This window comes from Alcanivorax sp. 1008 (genome assembly GCF_020667895.1).
Taxonomy (GTDB): Bacteria; Pseudomonadota; Gammaproteobacteria; order Pseudomonadales; family Alcanivoracaceae; genus PGZG01.
Genome location: NZ_JAFMPS010000004.1, coordinates 213,497 through 231,170, shown reverse-complemented (window position 1 = coordinate 231,170; position 17,674 = coordinate 213,497). Strand labels below are relative to the sequence as shown.

Below are 17,674 nucleotides of genomic sequence, written 5' to 3'. Positions count from 1 at the left end.
TGCCCACTAGCCGATACTTGTCGCCCCCAACCCGCTACAATGCCGCCCCTTCTGTGCCGGACCCCGGCGCTTCACTGATCTGCCGGATGTGCCTGAGTCATGATTTCCACCGCCAATATCACCATGCAGTTTGGCCCCAAGCCGCTGTTTGAGAACGTTTCTGTCAAATTCGGCAAGGGCAACCGTTATGGTTTGATCGGTGCCAATGGCTGCGGCAAGTCCACCTTTATGAAAATCCTTGGCGGTGATCTGGAGCCGTCCAATGGTCAGGTGATGCTGGAGCCGGATACTCGCCTGGGTAAGTTGCGTCAGGATCAGTTTGCTTACGAGCAGGACAGCGTTATCGACACGGTGATCATGGGCCATGCGGAGCTGGCCCGGGTTAAGGCGGAGCGGGATCGTATTTATTCTTTGCCGGAAATGAGCGAAGAAGATGGCATGGCGGTTGCCGATCTGGAAATGGAATTCGCTGAGATGGACGGCTATACCGCTGAGTCCCGTGCTGGTGATCTGTTGCTCGGTTTGGGTATTCCTGTGGAGCAGCACCTGGGGCCAATGAGCGCCATTGCGCCGGGCTGGAAGTTGCGCGTGTTGCTGGCCCAGGCGTTGTTTGCGGACCCGGATGTACTGCTGCTGGACGAGCCCACTAACCATCTGGATATCAATACCATCCGCTGGCTGGAAGATATTCTGACGGCGCGTAACAGCACCATGATTATCATTTCTCACGATCGTCACTTTCTGAACAGTGTCTGCACCCATATGGCGGATCTGGATTATGGTGAGCTGCGGCTTTTCCCCGGTAACTATGATGAGTACATGACGGCGGCGACTCAGGCTCGCGAGCGTCTGCTTTCCGATAATGCAAAAAAGAAGGCACAGATTGCCGAGCTGCAAACTTTCGTCAGCCGCTTCTCTGCCAATGCCTCGAAAGCCAAGCAGGCCACTTCGCGCGCCCGTCAGATCGACAAGATCGAGCTGGCGGAAGTGAAGCCATCAAGCCGGGTGAGCCCGTATATCAAGTTCGAGCAGTACAAGAAGCTGCACCGGCAGGCGGTCACGCTGGATGGCATTAGCCACGGCTACGATGGTGAGACCCTGTTCAGCGATGTGTCGATGCAAATTGAAGCGGGCGAGAAGGTAGCGATTATCGGCCCGAACGGTATCGGTAAAACCACTTTGCTACGTTTGCTGGCGGGCGAGTTGACGCCCAGCAGTGGTGACATCAAATGGGCGGACGCGGCTGAACTGGGTTACTTCGCTCAGGACCATAGCGCTGATTTTGAAGGTAACGAAAACCTGTTCGACTGGATGGCCCGCTGGACCAAGGGTGGCGAGCAGGTGGTGCGGGCGGCGTTGGGTCGGATGCTATTTGGTGGCGACGATATCGGCAAAACCGTCAAGGTATTGTCCGGCGGTGAGCAGGCGCGCATGTTGTTCGGCAAGCTGACGCTGATCAACGCCAATGTGTTGCTACTGGATGAGCCCACCAACCACTTGGATATGGAATCCATCGAAGCGCTTAACCTGGCGCTGGAGCACTATCCGGGCACGCTGATTTTTGTCTCCCACGATCGTCAGTTTGTGTCGTCACTGGCGACCCGTATTATCGAGCTGAGCGCCAGTGGCGTGACTGATTATCATGGCAGCTACGACGATTACCTGCGTTCCATCGGCGTCGTTTAAAGCGTGATCCTTGGGGCCGGGATCAGGGCTTCGAGGGTTGCGACGTTTTCTTCCAGGCGTTCCATTGGCTTGCCAAGGTCGTTGGCAACCCAGCCGTATAACTGCAGGCCATCGCGCTGAATGGCTTCCGCGGTCAGCAGCGCGTGGTTAATGCAGCCAAGCTTCATGCCCACTACCAGAATTACTGGTAACTGCATGATGTGAGGAAGGCTGGATAGCGCTTCGCGATAGCTTAGGGGCACTCGCCAGCCGCCGGCCCCCTCCACCAGAACCAGATCTGCCTTGTGGCTCATTAGCGTGCCGCGCAAATAGCCGGCAAGTCGCTCGGCAGTCACCGTGCGCTGTTCGTCCTGTGCGGCAATATGCGGGGCAATGGCCGCCTTCAGTGCCACCGGGTTGACCTGATCGTAGTTGAGCTTCACTGATGAGGATGCCATCAGCGCCAGCGCATCTTCATTGCGCGGGCCGTCTGCGGTGTCCTCGCAACCTGCAGCGATGGGTTTGAGTCCATAGCAGCTCAGACCCTGTGCTTGTGCTCTCTCCAGCAGCCGGCAGCTGACCCAGGTTTTACCAATTTCGGTATCAGTGCCGGTGACAAAGAATGTACCTCTCATGTGTCAGCTTTCTCCACTTTACAGGTGGACATGCCAAACGGCAGGTAAGCGGGACACCAGCGAGTGGTGCCGGTGAACAGGGGGATCAGGCCAACTGCGCCCCACCAGCTCTGAAAATAAACTCCGGCTGCGATAATAACGATGCCGCCGGTGAGCCGGAAAGCACGATCAATATTGCCGACATTCTGTTTCATAGGGTGCTCCATCTGTAGTGAAGGATCAGGTTCGCAAAACTCATTCGCTATCATCATCTGTTGCATTGATGCGCGCCAGTCTGGCCTCTTCCTCAAGCCGTGCATCTTCAATCTCGCGCAGCACGCTGACCAGATCCGCTTCATGCAGGTCTTCTTCTGCTTCGCCGGTGAGCACGCTATCCGGGGTCAGTTCGCCGGCTTCATACAGGTGCCAGATTTCCAGACCGTAGCGCGTTTTGTTCAGTTCCGGTGCGAACTGGCCAAAGAAGTCCGCCAGGTTCTGCACATCCCGCATTAACATCATTTCCGCATGGGGGTTGCTGGCGGCATTGATGGCTTGCGGCAGATCGATAATTACCGGGCCGTACGGATCCATCAAGATGTTGTACTCGGACAGGTCGCCATGGACGACGCCGGCACATAGCATACGCACCACTTCCTGAATCAGTTCATGGTGCAGCTCCACCGCTTCTTCCGGTGAAAACACCAGCTCGCACAGGCGCGGCGCCGCATCACCTTCATCATCGGTGACCAGCTCCATCAGTAGCACGTCATCGAAGCAGCCATAGGGCTTGGGCACGCGCACGCCCGCCGCGTCGAGACGGTACAGGGCATCGACTTCGGCGTTCTGCCAGCCTTCTTCGGTGACACGTTTACCAAATTTTGAACCACGGGCCATGGCGCGGGCGTCACGGCTATTGCGGGTCTTGCGGCCTTCCAGATAAACCGCAGCCTGCTTGAAGCTGCGTTGGGCGGCGTCTTTGTACATCTTTGCGGCACGTATCTCGTCGCCGCAACGCACCAGATAGACGGTCGCTTCTTTGCCGCTTTTCAGCTGCACCAGCACTTCGTCGATCAGGCCTTCTTCCTGCAGTGGCAGCAGGCGTTTAGGCGTTTTCACTCGAAAGCTCCTCCTGTCAGCTGTGTGTCAGATATTCCAGGGGCACTGCGGTTGAATCTATCACTTTGCGCATGACAAAGCTGGAATGCACACCACTGACGCCTTCAATCCGGGTGATCTTGCCAAGCAGGAACTGCTGATAGGCATCCATATCCGGCACCACTACCTTGAGCTGATAGTCGGCGTCCTGACCGGTTACCAGATAGCAGTACTGCACCTCCGGGAAGCCGCGCACTGTACGCTCAAAGTTCTCGAAACGCTCGGGAGTATGCCGGTCCATGCTGATCTGCAGGATCACGGTAAGGTCCAGCCCCAGTGCCTTTTGGTTGAGCAGGGTGGTGCGGCCGCTGATGATCCCGGCTTCTTCCAGTGCCTTAACCCGGCGGGAGCAGGGCGAGGGCGACAGTCCCACCCGCTCGGCCAGTTCCTGATTGGTCAAGCTACCATCGGCCTGCAGCGCGGCGAGGATTTGCCGGTCATAGCGGTCCAGTTTGTGCGTTGTTTTGACCATATTGGCAATAAATCGTCTCTTTTGATGCTTTGTTGGCAATATATATCCATATGGAGCGCCAAATCGGTGATATTTGCAAGCACATTGCGCGGCCTTTTCGCCACAATGTGTCCTGTCGCCGCTGGAGTATCACAAGTAAGCCGCCGGCTCGGCCTGCCAGGTCCTCACAAGGGGTCTGTCCGGCCGCAAATTCAAGCTCAGGAGACCGACATGGCGTTTGACCACCGCAAGTATCGCCCCTATGCCCCGATTGCCAAGCCTGCCCGTCGCTGGCCGGATCAGGTTATCAGTCGCACTCCGGATTGGTGTGCGGTGGATTTGCGTGATGGCAACCAGGCGCTGGTTAAACCCATGTCGGTGGCGCAGAAAAAGAAGCTGTTTCAGCTGCTGGTGGAGGTCGGCTTTAAGGAGATTGAAGTGGGCTTTCCGGCGGCCAGTCAGACCGACTTTGATTTCGTCCGTGCTCTGATTGAAGAGAACCGTATCCCCGACGGCGTTACCGTGCAGGTGCTGACTCAGGCCCGGGAGGATCTGATTGCCCGCAGTTTCGAAAGCCTGAAGGGCGCGAAGAGCGCGGTGATGCATGTTTACAACTCCACTTCCACGGTGCAACGCCAGCAGGTGTTTGGTCTGGATCGCGACGGCATAAAGCAGATTGCCATTCGTGGGGCGGAGTGGGTCAGACATTATGCGCAGCAGTACCCGGATACCGACTGGACCTTCCAGTATTCGCCGGAATCTTTCACCGGTACCGAAATTGATTACGCCGTGGAAGTTATTGATGCGGTGAACAATGTCTGGCAGCCGCAGGGCGGTCAGAAGGTAGTGATCAATCTGCCGGCAACGGTAGAGATGAGTACACCGAACGTTTTTGCCGATATGGTCGAGACGGTGATCGATACCATGCAGCAGCGCCAGTATGTGCGCATCAGCCTGCACACTCATAATGACCGTGGTTGTGCCGTGGCGGCTGCTGAGCTTGGTGTGATGGCCGGCGCCGACCGTATTGAAGGCACCTTGCTGGGTAATGGCGAGCGCACCGGCAATATGGATCTGATTACCATGGCGATGAATCTGTATTCCCAGGGAGTCGATCCGCAGCTGGATTTCTCGCGCATGAAAGACATCGTTGAGGTGGTTCAGGAGGTGACGGATATTCGCATGCATCCTCGTCATCCCTATGCCGGCGAGTTTGTCTATGCAGCATTCTCTGGTAGCCATCAGGATGCGATTCGTAAGTGTCTGGCCCGTTACGACGAAGGTGATATTTGGCAGGTGGCTTATCTGCCAATTGATCCAGCTGATGTCGGTCGTCGTTATGAAGAGGTGGTGCGGATCAACTCGCAGTCAGGCAAGGGTGGAGTGGTGCATGTGCTGGAGCGAGATTACGGCATTACCCTGCCGCGCTGGCTACAGGTGGAGTTTTCCAAAATTGTTCAAGGCGAAGCAGAGTCGGATGGTGGCGAGATTAATGGTGCCCGTATCCATCAGCTGTTCAATCAGCATTATCTGAGTATTCGTGATGGCTGGAAGCTGCAGGGCTATGACCTGCATCGCAGTGATGATGTGGTGGAAGCCAGAGTTTCCGTGGCCGGCTCTTCGGGTATGCCGCTTCGTGTATTGGTGGCCAAAGGTAGTGGTGCGGTCTCGGCGCTGGTGAATTCATTGGCGCTGGAGTTAGGTGTGGCCATCCGTGTGGAATCATTTGACGAGTTCTCTCTGGGTGACAATACCGCCTCCAATGCACTTGCCTGCGTGCGCATGCAGATTGACGGCAATATGGTTAGCGCCGCCGCACTGGCGGATGACACTACATCTGCGGCATTGCAGGCTGTGCTAAATGCGGTTTCTGGAATCGCGGAGGCCCGAAGTACTCGCCTGGCGGGCTGATAAATCCGGGAAGTGAAGCCCCATCAGGCGCATGCTACTGAGTTGGCGCGGCTGCTGGGGCTTGGTTATTATGCAACGGCATCTCATGGAGGATACTTGCCGTGCTGTCTACGCTGATCGGGCTGACCACAACATTATTGTTGTTGCTCAATACGCTTGTCCTCATCGGCCCTCTTTTGTTGCTCGCGTTGCTGAAGCTGGTGATGCCTACCCGCGGCTCCCGAGCCCTGCTGTCCCGTTCGGTTATGTGGGTGGCGGAAACCTGGGCGGAAGGCTGCAAGGCTATCTTTGCCCTGATGACGCCAACTCGTTGGGAAATTAGTGGTGCGGAAACTCTGCGTCGAGATTCCTCTTACCTGATTGTCAGTAACCATCAAAGCTGGGTTGATATTCCGGCTCTGATACAGGCCTTCAATCGGAAAACTCCGTACTTCAAATTTTTTCTCAAAAAAGAACTCATCTGGGTGCCGTTTCTGGGGCTGGCATTCTGGGCGCTGGATTACCCGTTCATGAAGCGCTATTCGAAGGAGTTTCTCGCCCGCCGTCCTGATCTGAAAGGTCAGGATCTGGCCATTACTCGTGCGGCCTGTGAAAAGTTTCGCGATTTACCGGTGACCATTGTTAACTACTTGGAGGGCACTCGCTTTACCCCGGCCAAGCAGGCTGCACAGCAATCGCCCTATCGGCATTTGTTAAGGCCAAAGTCCGGTGGCATTGCCTTTGTGCTGGCGGCACTGGGAGAGCAGATCGACGCATTGCTGGATGTGACGGTAGTGTATGACGATGAGCCAGCTCCCGGTTTTTGGGCATTGCTGTCGGGGCAGGTTGCCCGTGTCCGAGTGGATATTCTTATCCGTGATCTGGACCCTGCGTTATGGCAGGGCGATTACGAGAATGACCCGGTTTTTCGACAGTATATGCACGACTGGGTGGCACATTTATGGCGTGATAAGGATGCCCGCATTCACGCCCTGCTGGAAAAATAATTCTTCGATCTTCCTGCTCTGTTGTTAACCAATTATCCCCTGCAGATATCCTGAGATGCAGTCCCTGATCCAGGGGCGGCCAAATTTCATACTTGCCACACAGTTGCATTTGCAGCCCGACTTTGCTGGAATGCCGGCCATGACAAATAGCTCCGATTTTGATCTTCGCGCCCGTGAGTGCCTCGCCAGACATGGCGCTCGTATTACTCGGGCACGCTGTGCAGTGCTGGCTCGATTGTTCGCTTCCGCAAGACCGTTATCCCATCACGAGTTAGAACAGCAGTTGGCGGAGGTGTGTGACCGCGTCACCCTGTATCGGGTGCTTAACTGGCTGGTCGACCAAGGTGTAGCCCATAAGGTCAGCTCCGAGGATCGTGTTTGGCGATTTAGCGCGGAGAATCATACCGACCATCGCCATGCTCATTTCCACTGCCACGGCTGCGGTATGGTTTTCTGCATGGATGCTAAAGCTCGGGCCCCTTCCGTGCCGCAAGGGTTTGATCTCCAGGATGTGGAGATGACCCTGCGTGGGCTGTGCCCGGAGTGCGCTCAGTGAACGCTGACCGGCTGCCGGTATTTGTCTTGACCGGCTTTCTCGGCAGCGGCAAGACAACGCTGCTGAATGCCTTGCTACCGCACTACCCCGACTCCGCATTGGTGATCAATGAGCTGGGTGATGTTGGCATTGACGATCAGTTAATCGAAGATCGCTCGGTGCCGGTGACACTGCTCGCTGGTGGCTGCGTCTGCTGCACGGTGCGAGGCACTTTGAACAGCACGCTGCGCAACCTGTGGATGGCCCGTCGATCCGCTTCGATACCCCGATTTAATCGCCTGATTATTGAAACCACGGGTGCGGCAGATCCCTGGGGGCTGATCGAAACCCTGATGCGTGACCGCTTTCTCGAGCGCCACTACCGTCTTGCCTCGGTGATCACCACCGTAGATATGCGGCGTGGCGTAGAGGGATTGAAGGCTTTCCCTGAAGTTATCGAGCAGGTGCTGGTGGCGGATGTGCTACTGATGACCCACGCGGATCAAGCATCTGCGGCGCAACAACTGGAGATGTGCGCGGGCCTTGCCGGACTGAACTCTGCGGCGCGTATTGAGTCAATGCAGCCAGGTGAGCTGCCTGATTTGTCGCTTGATGATGCCGCAGAAACACGCTGCCGCTTTACTGGATTGACCGATGCAACCAGCTTTCGGCCCGCCGCTGCAGGAGCGGGTATGGCGTTGCCCGCGGGTGCGTTGCAGTCGTTGCGCCATGCGGACAGCACCATTCACGCAGCCAGTATGCGCATTGACGAGCCGCTGGAGCGCTGGTCGTTGATGCGCGCTCTGGAGCAGGTTCTGGGTGAAAATGCACGGCGGCTGCTTCGTTTTAAGGGGCTTTTCAAGGTTGCAGGAGACGCAGGACCACTACTGGTGCAAGCGGTCGCCCAGGGCATGGACGAGCCACGTAGTCTGCCCGCATGGCCGGGCCCGGATCATGATAGTCGTATGGTATTGATTGTGGATACGACTGATAACAGCCTGCCTGACAGACTATTGGCAAGGATCAAGATGCTGGCTTTGAGTAACGAGGCTGCGGGGTAAGGAGAGGTGCCTGATGATTAATCGGACCAATAAATGGAAATGGCTGATTCTGTCTTTGCTGGCTATTGCGCCCCTGCTTCAGGCGCACGGCACCCATGTGCACGGGCAGGGCGAGCTGCTGGTATCCAGTCAGGAAGGGGAATTAAGTGTATTGCTGACATTGCCGGCCATGGATGTGCTCGGTTTTGAGCATGCCCCTTCATCCGCTGCACAGGAGGCCGCCATCAGGGAGGCGGCAGAGAAGTTTAACGCCCCTCTGAAGATCGTCATGCCGGATGCCAGAGCCGATTGCGTTGTGCAGTCTTCCAAGGTGGAGAGTGTGCTGCTATCTACTGATGAAAAGAATCACCACCATGGCCATGCGGACTTTGTTATCGAATATCAGTTCTCCTGTGCCAGCCCGAAATATCTTAACCAAGTCACAGTGCAGCTGTTCGAATGGCTTCCGGCGGTGACTATTAACGCACAGGCGGTGACCGAGTATGGCGCCGAAGTGGCCAGCCTGAATCGTCGCTCGCCCGTACTTGTGTTGTCGTCTGCGCCATGAGTAATTTGCTTTCCCTGCAGAATGTGAGTTACCAGTGGCCAGGGGCTTCGGAGCCTGTGCTACAGATTGGGCAGCTTTCCCTGGCAGCGGCGGAGCGGGTTTTTATCATTGGTCCCAGTGGCTGTGGCAAGACCACACTACTATCGTTGATTGCCGGCATAGCGGTACCGCAGGCTGGGCAAGTTATCTTTCAGGGTGAGCAGGTAAGCGGCTGGCGATCATCGCAACGGGATCGTCTCAGAGCGGATCAGTTCGGCATTATCTTTCAGGTGTTCAATTTGCTGCCATATCTTTCAGTGCTGGATAACGTGCTGCTGACGGCTAAATTCTCTGCTTCGCGTCGTTGCCAGGCGGAGCAGCTTTCCGGCTCGGCAACAGCAGAAGCGGAGCGACTTCTGGAACGCCTGGGCCTGCCTGAGGAGCTGTGGCAGCGTCCGGCCACGGCGCTTTCCGTGGGGCAGCAACAGCGCGTGGCAGCGGCTCGGGCATTGTTCGGCAGGCCCGCATTGTTGCTGGCCGATGAGCCCACATCTGCGCTGGATAGTGAGCACCGAGATCGTTTTATACCGTTGCTGATGGAAGAGTGTGAGGCGGCCGGGGCCGCATTACTGTTTGTCAGTCACGATGTCAGTTTGTCGCAGCATTTCTCCCGCGTGCTGGACTTGCGGGAGCTGAACAAATCGGCCCGTGCTGATGGGGTATCTTGCTGATGTTGATTCGTTTGGCTGGCAAAAGTCTGGCTAATCGTCGCGGTACGGCGCTATTAGTGGTTTTGTCGATGGCCCTGAGTGTGGCACTGCTGCTGGGGGTCGAGCGACTGCGAGATCAGGTGCGTGACAGTTTTGCCAGTACGGTTTCCGGGGTGGACCTGATAGTTGGGGCGCGCAGCGGGCCGCTGAATCTTCTGCTGTACAGCGTTTTTCGTATTGGCGAGCCTACCGCCAATGTCAGCTGGAAAAGTGTTGAGCGTATTGCTGCGCAGCCTCAGGTGGACTGGGTTGTGCCGTTGTCATTGGGTGACTCACATCGGGGCTTTCCGGTATTGGGTACCAGCGCGGCCTACTTTGATCACTACCGCTATGCGCGGCAGCGCAGCCTTGAGTTTGCCGATGGCGAGCCTTTTGACGATCTGTTTGATGCGGTGGTTGGTGCAAATGTGGCCCAGCGACTGGGCTATCAACTGGGTCAGGAGATTGCCCTGTCACATGGTGGAGGCAAGGTCAGCCTGATTGATCATGCCGACAAGCCATTTCGGATTGTAGGTATTCTCGCTGCTACCGGTACGCCGGTGGACAACACAGTACATGTTTCATTGCAGGGGATAGAGGCGATTCACGCAGACTGGCTGGCGGGTGCGCCGTTGCCGGGGATGAGGCTGACGGCTGAGCAGGTGCGCGAGCGTGATCTGCGGCCACGTTCGGTAACCGCCCTGATGGTAGGCCTGAAATCCCGAATCGCTGTGTTTCAGGTGCAACGTTCCATCAATACAGCGGCTGAAGAGCCGTTGTTGGCGATTATTCCGGGTGTGGCACTGCAGCAGCTGTGGCAGATGATGGCGCTGGCGGAGAACGCTCTGGCCCTGGTGGCCTGGATGGTGGTGATGGTGGCAGTGGTGGTTATGTTGACCGCTCTACTCACTGCCTTGAATGAACGACGCAGGGAAATGGCTATTCTGCGAGCAATCGGCGCCCGGCCCTGGCAGATCTTTGCATTGGTTATTGGCGAGAGCTTGCTGTTAACGTTGTTGGGTGTTTTGGCAGGTGTGCTGTTGTTGCAGCTTGCTTCGCTGCTGGCGGCGCCCTGGGTGTCCGCCCGACTGGGGTTGGCGCTGACCTTGTGGTCACCAGTGGCAAAGGAATTTATCCTGATTGCAGCGGTTATGCTGGCTGCGCTGCTGGCTGGAGTGTGGCCCGCGTGGCGCGCCTACCGGCAATCACTGACAGATGGCTTGGGGATGCGTTTGTGATCACTGCATTTGGAAACGTAAGGTTGCTGTCGACGACTATTGTCGTCTGGTTTGGCTTGCTCAGCGCCAGTGTCGTTTCAGCACAAACAGCGCGGGAGCTGGAATGGGATGATCTGGTGCCGGCGGACTGGCAGCCACAGTCATTGTTTGAAGAGTTTGCCGGCATCACGGAAATTGAGGATGGAGATCCGATTGCCGAAAAAATGATGCAGCGAATTCGTGAGGTGTGGGATCAGGCGCCGCTGGTGGCAGAGCTTGATGGCAAGCATGTGCGCATGCCGGGTTATGCTGTACCTCTGGATGGTGACGCGGAGCAAGTCAGAACATTTTTGCTGGTTCCTTACTTTGGCGCCTGCATTCATACGCCGCCGCCGCCCCGCAACCAGATTGTGTTGGTGCAAATGAAGGGTCAGGGTGTCCCGGTGGACGACGCTTTTGGTGCATTGTGGATTACTGGCACGCTGAAGGTAGAGCCTGCTGAAACGGAGTTTGGTCTGGCAGGCTATACCCTGGATGCAGACAAGGCTGAAGTCATAGAATTCTGAAGGGGGCGAAATGGCAGATACACTTTTTTCCAAGATCATCAAGCGAGAAATTCCCGCAGACATTATTTATGAAGATGATGATGCGCTGGTATTTCGCGATATCAATGCTCAGGCGCCGGTGCATTTTCTGGTAATTCCGAAAAAGCCGATTGCCAAGCTCAGTGATGCCAGCGCGGAAGATCAAGCTTTGCTTGGCCATCTTTTGCTGGTGGCCAACAAGGTTGCCGCGCAGGAGGGGCTGACTGACTTTCGCCTGAATGTGAACAATGGCGCCGGTGCAAGCCAGACCGTCTTCCACTTGCATATCCATGTGCTGGGTGGGCGGCCGTTTAGCTGGCCGCCGGGCTGATCTGTGTTTTACCGCTGATCCATTCGGCCATTTCACTGATGGCGAGATCGGCGCTGGCGAGCATGCCTGCGTGAACAGGGAAGACATGCCACATCTGCTGATACACAGACAGACACACCGTTGTGCCTGCTGTTTTCAGCTTTTCATATAAGCGCTCTGAGTCATTCAGCAGGATCTCGTCGCTGCCGACAATGATCAGAGTGGGTGGCAGATTGTCCAGTTCCGCCAGTAGGGGAGAGGCGAGCGGCCCGCTGCGTGCATCGCCTACATAGGATTGCGCGGAGTGCTCCAGTGTTGCCCAGCTCAACATAACGTCATCGCACTGATTGCTGGCGCTCTGTTCCGGATTGGTCAGGTCCGCCCAAGGGGATAGCAGGACAATACCTCCGGGCATGGGTAGCGATAGTTCGCGAATCTGTAGGGCGGTAGCCAGCGTAAGTCCGCCGCCGGCGGAGTCTCCGGCAATGAAAATATCCGTGCTCGAATAACCGTTATCCAGCAGCCAGCGGTAGGCTTCTAGCGCATCATCCGTGGCAGCGGGAAAGGGGTGCTCTGGAGCCAGCCGGTAATCAATGGCAAATACTGAGGCGCTGGTGGCCCGCGCCAGATGGGAGGTGACGGCTCGGTGTGTGGCAGGGCTGCCAACACAGTAGGCGCCACCATGAAGATAAAGGATGGCTTGCGGCCCGGTCTGTGCCGGTGCGGCGAGTTCTCCCCGAACGGTACCCAGTTGCAGGGGCTGAAAGCGAATCCCCGTAGCGTTCAGCGTGCTGCTGGTCAGCAGGCGCATGCCAGCCCGTAACCACACTGCGGGCACTCGAGGGTGGAACATGGGTTTCATCAGGGTCTTGAGGATGGCGCGGAGTATGCCGGCCAGTATCCGTTGACCGCGCTGGTCTATGGGCACGATGTCGCGGCGTTGGGCATGGTTCATCAGTTAATCATCCGTTCAGGTTTGGTTCATTCCGAATGTGGCACACTAGCGGAAACAGGATTGCCAGGTAAGAGGGGAGTGTGGTGACAGCTGGGTTTCAGGGGCGGGTAGATGATTGATCGTCATCGGGTTTTTGATCCCGTATGGCAGGGCTTGGTTAGCTCTCGCGGTATGCTGATTGTTCTGGCTGTGGCGGGGATGCTATTCACCTTGTCGGTGTCAGCATGGCTTTTTCGGCTCGATTACCGGGCGGCGCAGCAGCATTTTCATCAGCAGGTAGATGGTCAGGCGCGGTTCCTGCGTAGCGAGCTGCGTCAGAATATGGAGGCACTCTATACCCTGCGAGATGTGATCCGCTATGCGGATTCACTGCCTGCAATTGTTTTTGAGGACGTGGCGGAGGCCGCCCTGCAGCGCAATCAGCTGGTGCAGAATCTGCAGTGGGTGCCGCGTGTATCTGATGAGCAGCGTGCTGAATTCGAGGCAGTACTTGGTCGGCGAATCTATTATGTGGACGATGGTCGGCAGCGTTTACCTTCTCCAGTGCGTACAGAATATTTCCCTATAAAATTTATCGTGCCGCAGGCAGATAACGAGATACTTGCTGGTATCGATCTGGCTAGTCGCCCTCGACGATTCGCTGCAATCGAGGCCGCGCGGGATAGTGGCAACTTGATCATGTCTGCGCCCTCATTATTGCTACACCCGGATCACGCAGATAGCGTTGCTGTAATGATTGCGCTGCCTGTTTATGCAGGGCGGCCTGCTTCTGTTGTGGAAAGGCGTCAGGCATTACGAGGCTTTGTCGTCGCGGTGATCGGCATTGACCAGTTTGTCTCACGCATCTTCCCGAATATCGACAAGCAGCGCTGGTTAAAAATTGTTGATGTGGATGAGGGGGGAGTGCTTCTTCAGCGAGGCAAACCCTCTGGCCATCGTTATCAGGTGATGATGGAAGAGTTTGCTGGCCGTCAGTGGCAGCTGGAGATGTCGCCTGGTTGGGGCATGGTCCGGGCAGAGATTTCCGTACTACCCATTGCGGCGCTATTGGTGGGAACGCTGATGGTGATTATTGTCTGCGGCTACCTGTGGTTGCTACAGCGTCGCGGCCAGATTGTGGAGTCACTGGTGGAGGAGCGCACCCAGGAGCTGCGTGATGCCAACCAGCGGCTTGCCTCGCTCAGTCTTACCGATCCATTAACCGGGCTGGCCAACCGTCGGGCACTGGATGACTATCTGGGGCATGAGTGGCAGCGTGCCGCCCGTGAACAGTTGCCTATAAGTATGCTGCTGTTTGATGTCGATCATTTCAAGAAGCTCAATGATACATGGGGCCACCAGATTGGGGATCAATGTCTACGTGATCTGGCGGCACTTATGACATCACACTTCAAGCGCCCCGCTGATATGGTCGCTCGATATGGCGGCGAGGAGTTTGCTGTGGTGCTGCCCAATACTGATATTAATGTACTGGAACAGGCTAATCGCTTCCGGGAAGTGCTGGCCGCCCATCGTATCAGGATTGGTGGTGGAGAAGAGCTCCGCATCACCATCAGTGCCGGCCTGGCGACTGTGGTGCCTGATGCCGCTCAATCTCCCAGAGATCTAATCAAACTGGCTGACCAGGCACTCTATGAGGCGAAGGGTTCTGGCAGAAATCGAGTGGTGCGTGCTACCACGTAATTTCACTGTTATCCCAGGCAAGGAATTTGCCACTGTCTGCCGCCGGCCGGCTGAACACGATATCCAGAAGGCGCTCTGCAACGAAGGTAGTGGAGAACAGCTTTTCCTGTGGAACATTTTTTTGGAATGGTTTGGACAGGCCGGTATCGGTGGTGCCCGGATGGAGCGCAAGACATGTCAGGTTAGGAGCTCGCCGTTCGGCTTCAATGGCAAAAGTTTTAATGAATTGGTTCTGTGCTGCCTTGCTGGCTCGGTAGCTGTACCAGCCACCGAGATGGTTGTCGCTGATGCTACCAACCCGGGCAGAAATTGACGCAAAGCACGCCGGTTGGTCGTGGTTCAGCAGTGCTAGAAAGTGTTTTGCCAGCAGAATAGGTGCAAAGGTATTGATCCTGAAAATCGCCTCCAGTTGTGCCATATCTATCTGTTCAAGTCTTTTCTCCGGGCGAATATTTCTAGCCGAATCATGCAGCAGTCCTGCGCAGTTAATCAGCCAGTGCAAGCGTTGGTCTCGCTCGCGTACCTCATTGGCAAGACTGGCAATGTCTGATTCCTGTGTGCTGTCCAGGGAAAGAACTTGCAGTCGATCTCCGTACTCTTCCGTCAGGGTCCCCAGTGGCACGCTAAGCATGGCATGCCGTGAGGCAGCGTAAACACGTTTTACCTGAGGGCGGGCTAGCAGGTCTTTTACCATGGCAAGGCCAATGCCCTGACTGGCGCCAATTACGACGGCGATGCCGGAATGGTTAAGCATATGGGTAATCCTGAGTTTCACTGCCCCAGCCTGTGCCGAGCTCCGGCAAGGCGACGTGAAGCGCTTGGCCTGGATAAGCGTAATCTCGGATGGTGTGAATTCGGTCTGCGTCTTGAGCGCTGAGTCATGATAGATTTCCGACAAGGTGAGTTTGGGGTTTGCATATGAAAAGGCTATGGCAGGGTTTGCTGGTCTGGTTGGTACTGGTGTGCAGTGTTGTCGCCGGCGAGCTCGATCAGGATCTGGCCCAGTTTCGTAAGGATGTACTGGATATCAATCGCCGATTGTTGCTGCTGGAGGAAGAGTTGTTGTTCCCTGCAGATACCCAGTTGGCGGTTTTTGTTTCTCTGGATGTGGGCAAGTACTTCAGCCCTGACTCCATTACATTGAAGTTGGATGGCAAGACCATTGATGGTCACCTATACACAGAGCGTGAAGTTCAGGCATTGAAGACCGGCGCCATTCAGAAGCTTCACGTGACAAACATTCGCAATGGCAGCCATGAACTAACCGCCTTTGTAAGTGGCAGCGGCCCGGGCAACCGGGAGTATCGACGGGCGGTAACCCTGCAGTTTGAAAAGGGTAATGGTCGCCAGTTTGTACAGCTGCGCATGGAAGATGACGCCGCCGCCCAGCAACCCGTATTTGTTTTGCATAGCTGGCAGTAACGATGCGTCGATCCGGGATCTTTGTGCTGCTGGTACTTTTGCTGTCTGCTCCATTGATGGCAAGTAACCGTATCGACCGCCCCCATCAGGTGGTAGACCCGGGTTATGGCGCGATCCTGTTCGATTACTACCAGCAGAACTGGTTCGCCGCTATGAGTCAGGCGCTGATGGCGTTGGAGACCGGCACCCTGCCAACCCAGGCACCTCAGGCTCAGGTGCTACTTGGCGCTCTCTATGCTCACTACGGCATGCCCGATGAGGCAGAGGCTTTGTTTCGCAAATTACTGGCGGAGAGTGTTGATCCGGCGCTTGCGCCAAGTATCTGGTTGCATTTGGCGGAGCTGCATTATCGCAAGCAGCGCTATACGGATGCACTGGCATTGCTGGATGAGCAGATTGGTACTCCGCCAGAGCAGCTGAATCGTCAGTTCCATGCTCTGCGTACTCGCTTGTTGATGCGTATGGGGCGCTTTGAGGAAACCGGTGATGCACTCGATTATCTTAATGAAGACTCACTGAGTGCCTATCTGCGTTACAACCTTGCGGTAAGTCGCATCAACAGCGGCGATGGTGATAGAGGGGAGGGGCTGCTTTGGCAGGTGGCCAACTTGCCGCCCGGCGATGACGAAACCAATGCTCTCAAAGATCGCGCAATGCTCGCCCTTGGAGTCCACTATTTGCGCACCGGTCAGACCAGACAGGCCCGTAAAGTCCTGCGTGCAGCAAGGCTTGATGGTCCCTACAGTGAAACCGCATTGCTGCTACATGGAAGAGCATGGATTGCCAGCGACGAGCCGGCGCGCGCTCTGGGGTCTTTGCAGACCTTGGCTGAGCGCTCGCTGCAGTTTGAAGAAACTCAGGAAGCATTGCTGTCTCTGCCTTGGCTATTCCAGGTGCTGGGCGACTTCGGCAGGGCGGCGACTGGCTATCGATATGCGATCAGTCGTTATACCGAGCACTATCGCTATCTGGCCGAATTGGAGCAGCAGATTCGTTCCGGGCAATGGTTTGCTGATCTGGTTCAAGAGCCAGTCTGGTCTACCGCCATGGAGGGCCTGCCGCCGTTCAAGCCAGGACGAGTGGAGAGTTTCGCCACTTTCCGTCATCTTTTTGCCTCCCATGACTTTCATAGTCGATGGCGCGATTATCACGAACAGTTGCGGCAGATACATTTATTACATAGCTGGCGTCAGCGTTTGCCTGCTATCGAGGAGATGGTTGCGGCACAGGTGCGCAAACACCGCGAGCAGGTGCCGCTGGCTGAGGATATGTTGGCTGCTCTCGAGCAGGCGGGTTGGCCACAGCAGTTGAAGAAAATGGAGCAGCGCTTTAAGCATGGTCAGCAGAGTAATGATCTATCCATGTTCGCCAGCGAAGATGAGCGCAAGCTGTTGGCTGCGGTCGATGAAGTAGAAACACTGATGTCCCGTTGGCCAGAAAAAATCAAGCCGGAACTACGCGAAAGACTGGCATTACAGAAGGGCCTGCTTTTGTGGCAGTTGCAAGAGAACAGTGTGCCACGGCAATGGCAGCGAGAGAGTCAGTTAAAGGAGCTTGATACGCTTCTCAAGGAAACCGCTGTACTTTCTGACCGGGTTTCTTCTGCGGCCAGCGGTGACAGCCATAGGGTGGTATCGCTCGGTCATCAGTTGGCCGGCCTTTATAATGAAATCGGCGAGCTTGAAGGGCGCGGTGATAAGCTTCTGGGTCGCCAGCAGCAGCAAATCGAGTTGCTGGCGATGACGCAGATCGAAACCACTCGCCAGCGCCTGAAGGCCTTTACCGCTGAAAGCTGGGCCGCTCTGGGAGACTTACAGAATCTGATGGTGCGAGAGAAACGTAGCCGCTGA

Annotated in this window: 19 protein-coding genes; 13 read left to right on the top strand and 6 right to left on the bottom strand. The window is 56.1% G+C overall.

Features of this window, described 5'->3' with window-relative positions; genetic code table 11:
- Positions 1-99 precede the first annotated feature (99 nt).
- Positions 100-1,686 (top strand): ABC-F family ATPase, encoded by a 1,587-nt coding sequence (locus J1C54_RS07690; RefSeq protein WP_229146203.1) that lies wholly within the window; start codon positions 100-102, stop codon positions 1,684-1,686.
- Here the strand turns inward: J1C54_RS07690 and bioD are convergent.
- Genes bioD through J1C54_RS07670 form a run of 4 tightly spaced genes read right to left on the bottom strand, consistent with a single transcriptional unit; the run spans position 1,683 to position 3,906 of the window.
- The gene (bioD, locus tag J1C54_RS07685) at positions 1,683-2,300 is read right to left on the bottom strand and encodes a dethiobiotin synthase (RefSeq protein WP_229146202.1); all 618 of its coding nucleotides are present in this window, start codon (positions 2,298-2,300) and stop codon (positions 1,683-1,685) included. The two genes, J1C54_RS07690 and bioD, sit on opposite strands and share 4 nt — an antisense overlap.
- Positions 2,297-2,494 carry a DUF2892 domain-containing protein gene (locus J1C54_RS07680; RefSeq protein ID WP_229146201.1) on the bottom strand — a complete coding sequence of 66 codons (198 nt, stop codon included), beginning with the start codon at positions 2,492-2,494 and terminating at the stop codon, positions 2,297-2,299. The genes bioD and J1C54_RS07680 overlap by 4 nt, the downstream gene beginning before the upstream one ends.
- A gap of 40 nt (positions 2,495-2,534) precedes the next feature.
- Positions 2,535-3,395: a PA4780 family RIO1-like protein kinase gene (locus J1C54_RS07675; protein WP_229146200.1), complete on the bottom strand. Its 861-nt coding sequence runs from the start codon at positions 3,393-3,395 to the stop codon at positions 2,535-2,537.
- Positions 3,396-3,411: 16 nt separating this feature from the next.
- Positions 3,412-3,906, bottom strand: a complete 495-nt coding sequence (locus J1C54_RS07670; RefSeq protein ID WP_229146210.1) for an Lrp/AsnC family transcriptional regulator — start codon at positions 3,904-3,906, stop codon at positions 3,412-3,414.
- A gap of 210 nt (positions 3,907-4,116) precedes the next feature.
- Between J1C54_RS07670 and J1C54_RS07665 the strand changes: the two genes are divergently transcribed.
- From J1C54_RS07665 to J1C54_RS07625, 9 genes are all read left to right on the top strand, one after another.
- The gene (locus J1C54_RS07665) at positions 4,117-5,796 is read left to right on the top strand and encodes a 2-isopropylmalate synthase (RefSeq protein ID WP_229146199.1); all 1,680 of its coding nucleotides are present in this window, start codon (positions 4,117-4,119) and stop codon (positions 5,794-5,796) included.
- A 101-nt stretch (positions 5,797-5,897) separates the two neighbouring features.
- Positions 5,898-6,782 (top strand): acyltransferase, encoded by an 885-nt coding sequence (locus J1C54_RS07660; RefSeq protein ID WP_229146198.1) that lies wholly within the window; start codon positions 5,898-5,900, stop codon positions 6,780-6,782.
- A gap of 139 nt (positions 6,783-6,921) precedes the next feature.
- Entirely contained in the window at positions 6,922-7,338 is a 417-nt protein-coding gene (locus J1C54_RS07655) for a Fur family transcriptional regulator (protein WP_229146197.1), read from the top strand.
- Positions 7,335-8,378 (top strand): GTP-binding protein, encoded by a 1,044-nt coding sequence (locus tag J1C54_RS07650; RefSeq protein WP_229146196.1) that lies wholly within the window; start codon positions 7,335-7,337, stop codon positions 8,376-8,378. Before J1C54_RS07655 ends, J1C54_RS07650 begins: the two co-directional genes overlap by 4 nt.
- Before the next feature lie 13 nt (positions 8,379-8,391).
- Positions 8,392-8,925, top strand: a complete 534-nt coding sequence (locus J1C54_RS07645; RefSeq protein ID WP_229146195.1) for a DUF2796 domain-containing protein — start codon at positions 8,392-8,394, stop codon at positions 8,923-8,925.
- A complete protein-coding gene (locus tag J1C54_RS07640) occupies positions 8,922-9,635 on the top strand; it encodes an ABC transporter ATP-binding protein (RefSeq protein WP_229146194.1) in 714 nt (237 codons plus the stop codon). The genes J1C54_RS07645 and J1C54_RS07640 overlap by 4 nt, the downstream gene beginning before the upstream one ends.
- Positions 9,635-10,891, top strand: coding sequence for an ABC transporter permease (locus J1C54_RS07635; RefSeq protein WP_229146193.1), 1,257 nt, complete (start codon positions 9,635-9,637; stop codon positions 10,889-10,891). Before J1C54_RS07640 ends, J1C54_RS07635 begins: the two co-directional genes overlap by 1 nt.
- Positions 10,888-11,436 (top strand): DUF3299 domain-containing protein, encoded by a 549-nt coding sequence (locus J1C54_RS07630; RefSeq protein ID WP_229146192.1) that lies wholly within the window; start codon positions 10,888-10,890, stop codon positions 11,434-11,436. Before J1C54_RS07635 ends, J1C54_RS07630 begins: the two co-directional genes overlap by 4 nt.
- Before the next feature lie 10 nt (positions 11,437-11,446).
- The gene (locus J1C54_RS07625; RefSeq protein WP_229146191.1) at positions 11,447-11,785 is read left to right on the top strand and encodes a histidine triad nucleotide-binding protein; all 339 of its coding nucleotides are present in this window, start codon (positions 11,447-11,449) and stop codon (positions 11,783-11,785) included.
- Here the strand turns inward: J1C54_RS07625 and J1C54_RS07620 are convergent.
- Positions 11,766-12,719 carry an alpha/beta hydrolase gene (locus J1C54_RS07620; protein WP_229146190.1) on the bottom strand — a complete coding sequence of 318 codons (954 nt, stop codon included), beginning with the start codon at positions 12,717-12,719 and terminating at the stop codon, positions 11,766-11,768. The genes J1C54_RS07625 and J1C54_RS07620 overlap by 20 nt on opposite strands.
- 111 nt (positions 12,720-12,830) lie before the next feature.
- On the opposite strand from J1C54_RS07620, the gene J1C54_RS07615 reads away from it, so the two are divergent.
- Positions 12,831-14,402, top strand: coding sequence for a diguanylate cyclase (locus J1C54_RS07615; protein WP_229146189.1), 1,572 nt, complete (start codon positions 12,831-12,833; stop codon positions 14,400-14,402).
- On the opposite strand, the gene J1C54_RS07610 is transcribed toward J1C54_RS07615, so the two are convergent.
- Entirely contained in the window at positions 14,392-15,156 is a 765-nt protein-coding gene (locus tag J1C54_RS07610) for an SDR family NAD(P)-dependent oxidoreductase (RefSeq protein ID WP_229146188.1), read from the bottom strand. The two genes, J1C54_RS07615 and J1C54_RS07610, sit on opposite strands and share 11 nt — an antisense overlap.
- A gap of 164 nt (positions 15,157-15,320) precedes the next feature.
- Here J1C54_RS07610 and J1C54_RS07605 point away from each other — a divergent pair, with 164 nt between their 5' ends.
- Positions 15,321-15,824 (top strand): hypothetical protein, encoded by a 504-nt coding sequence (locus J1C54_RS07605; protein WP_229146187.1) that lies wholly within the window; start codon positions 15,321-15,323, stop codon positions 15,822-15,824.
- A 2-nt stretch (positions 15,825-15,826) separates the two neighbouring features.
- Positions 15,827-17,674 carry a lipopolysaccharide assembly protein LapB gene (locus J1C54_RS07600; RefSeq protein ID WP_229146186.1) on the top strand — a complete coding sequence of 616 codons (1,848 nt, stop codon included), beginning with the start codon at positions 15,827-15,829 and terminating at the stop codon, positions 17,672-17,674.

Bases quoted from the DNA above. Each gene is read 5' to 3' on its own strand.
- J1C54_RS07690 (WP_229146203.1), top strand. From the start codon at position 100: ATGATTTCCACCGCCAATATCACCATGCAGTTTGGCCCCAAGCCGCTG.
- J1C54_RS07635 (WP_229146193.1), top strand. From the start codon at position 9,635: ATGTTGATTCGTTTGGCTGGCAAAAGTCTGGCTAATCGTCGCGGTACG.
- J1C54_RS07645 (WP_229146195.1), top strand. From the start codon at position 8,392: ATGATTAATCGGACCAATAAATGGAAATGGCTGATTCTGTCTTTGCTG.
- J1C54_RS07620 (WP_229146190.1), bottom strand. From the start codon at position 12,719: ATGAACCATGCCCAACGCCGCGACATCGTGCCCATAGACCAGCGCGGT.
- J1C54_RS07665 (WP_229146199.1), top strand. From the start codon at position 4,117: ATGGCGTTTGACCACCGCAAGTATCGCCCCTATGCCCCGATTGCCAAG.
- J1C54_RS07605 (WP_229146187.1), top strand. From the start codon at position 15,321: ATGAAAAGGCTATGGCAGGGTTTGCTGGTCTGGTTGGTACTGGTGTGC.
- J1C54_RS07640 (WP_229146194.1), top strand. From the start codon at position 8,922: ATGAGTAATTTGCTTTCCCTGCAGAATGTGAGTTACCAGTGGCCAGGG.
- J1C54_RS07655 (WP_229146197.1), top strand. From the start codon at position 6,922: ATGACAAATAGCTCCGATTTTGATCTTCGCGCCCGTGAGTGCCTCGCC.
- J1C54_RS07600 (WP_229146186.1), top strand. From the start codon at position 15,827: ATGCGTCGATCCGGGATCTTTGTGCTGCTGGTACTTTTGCTGTCTGCT.
- J1C54_RS07610 (WP_229146188.1), bottom strand. From the start codon at position 15,156: ATGCTTAACCATTCCGGCATCGCCGTCGTAATTGGCGCCAGTCAGGGC.
- J1C54_RS07680 (WP_229146201.1), bottom strand. From the start codon at position 2,494: ATGAAACAGAATGTCGGCAATATTGATCGTGCTTTCCGGCTCACCGGC.
- bioD (WP_229146202.1), bottom strand. From the start codon at position 2,300: ATGAGAGGTACATTCTTTGTCACCGGCACTGATACCGAAATTGGTAAA.
- J1C54_RS07615 (WP_229146189.1), top strand. From the start codon at position 12,831: ATGATTGATCGTCATCGGGTTTTTGATCCCGTATGGCAGGGCTTGGTT.
- J1C54_RS07670 (WP_229146210.1), bottom strand. From the start codon at position 3,906: ATGGTCAAAACAACGCACAAACTGGACCGCTATGACCGGCAAATCCTC.
- J1C54_RS07625 (WP_229146191.1), top strand. From the start codon at position 11,447: ATGGCAGATACACTTTTTTCCAAGATCATCAAGCGAGAAATTCCCGCA.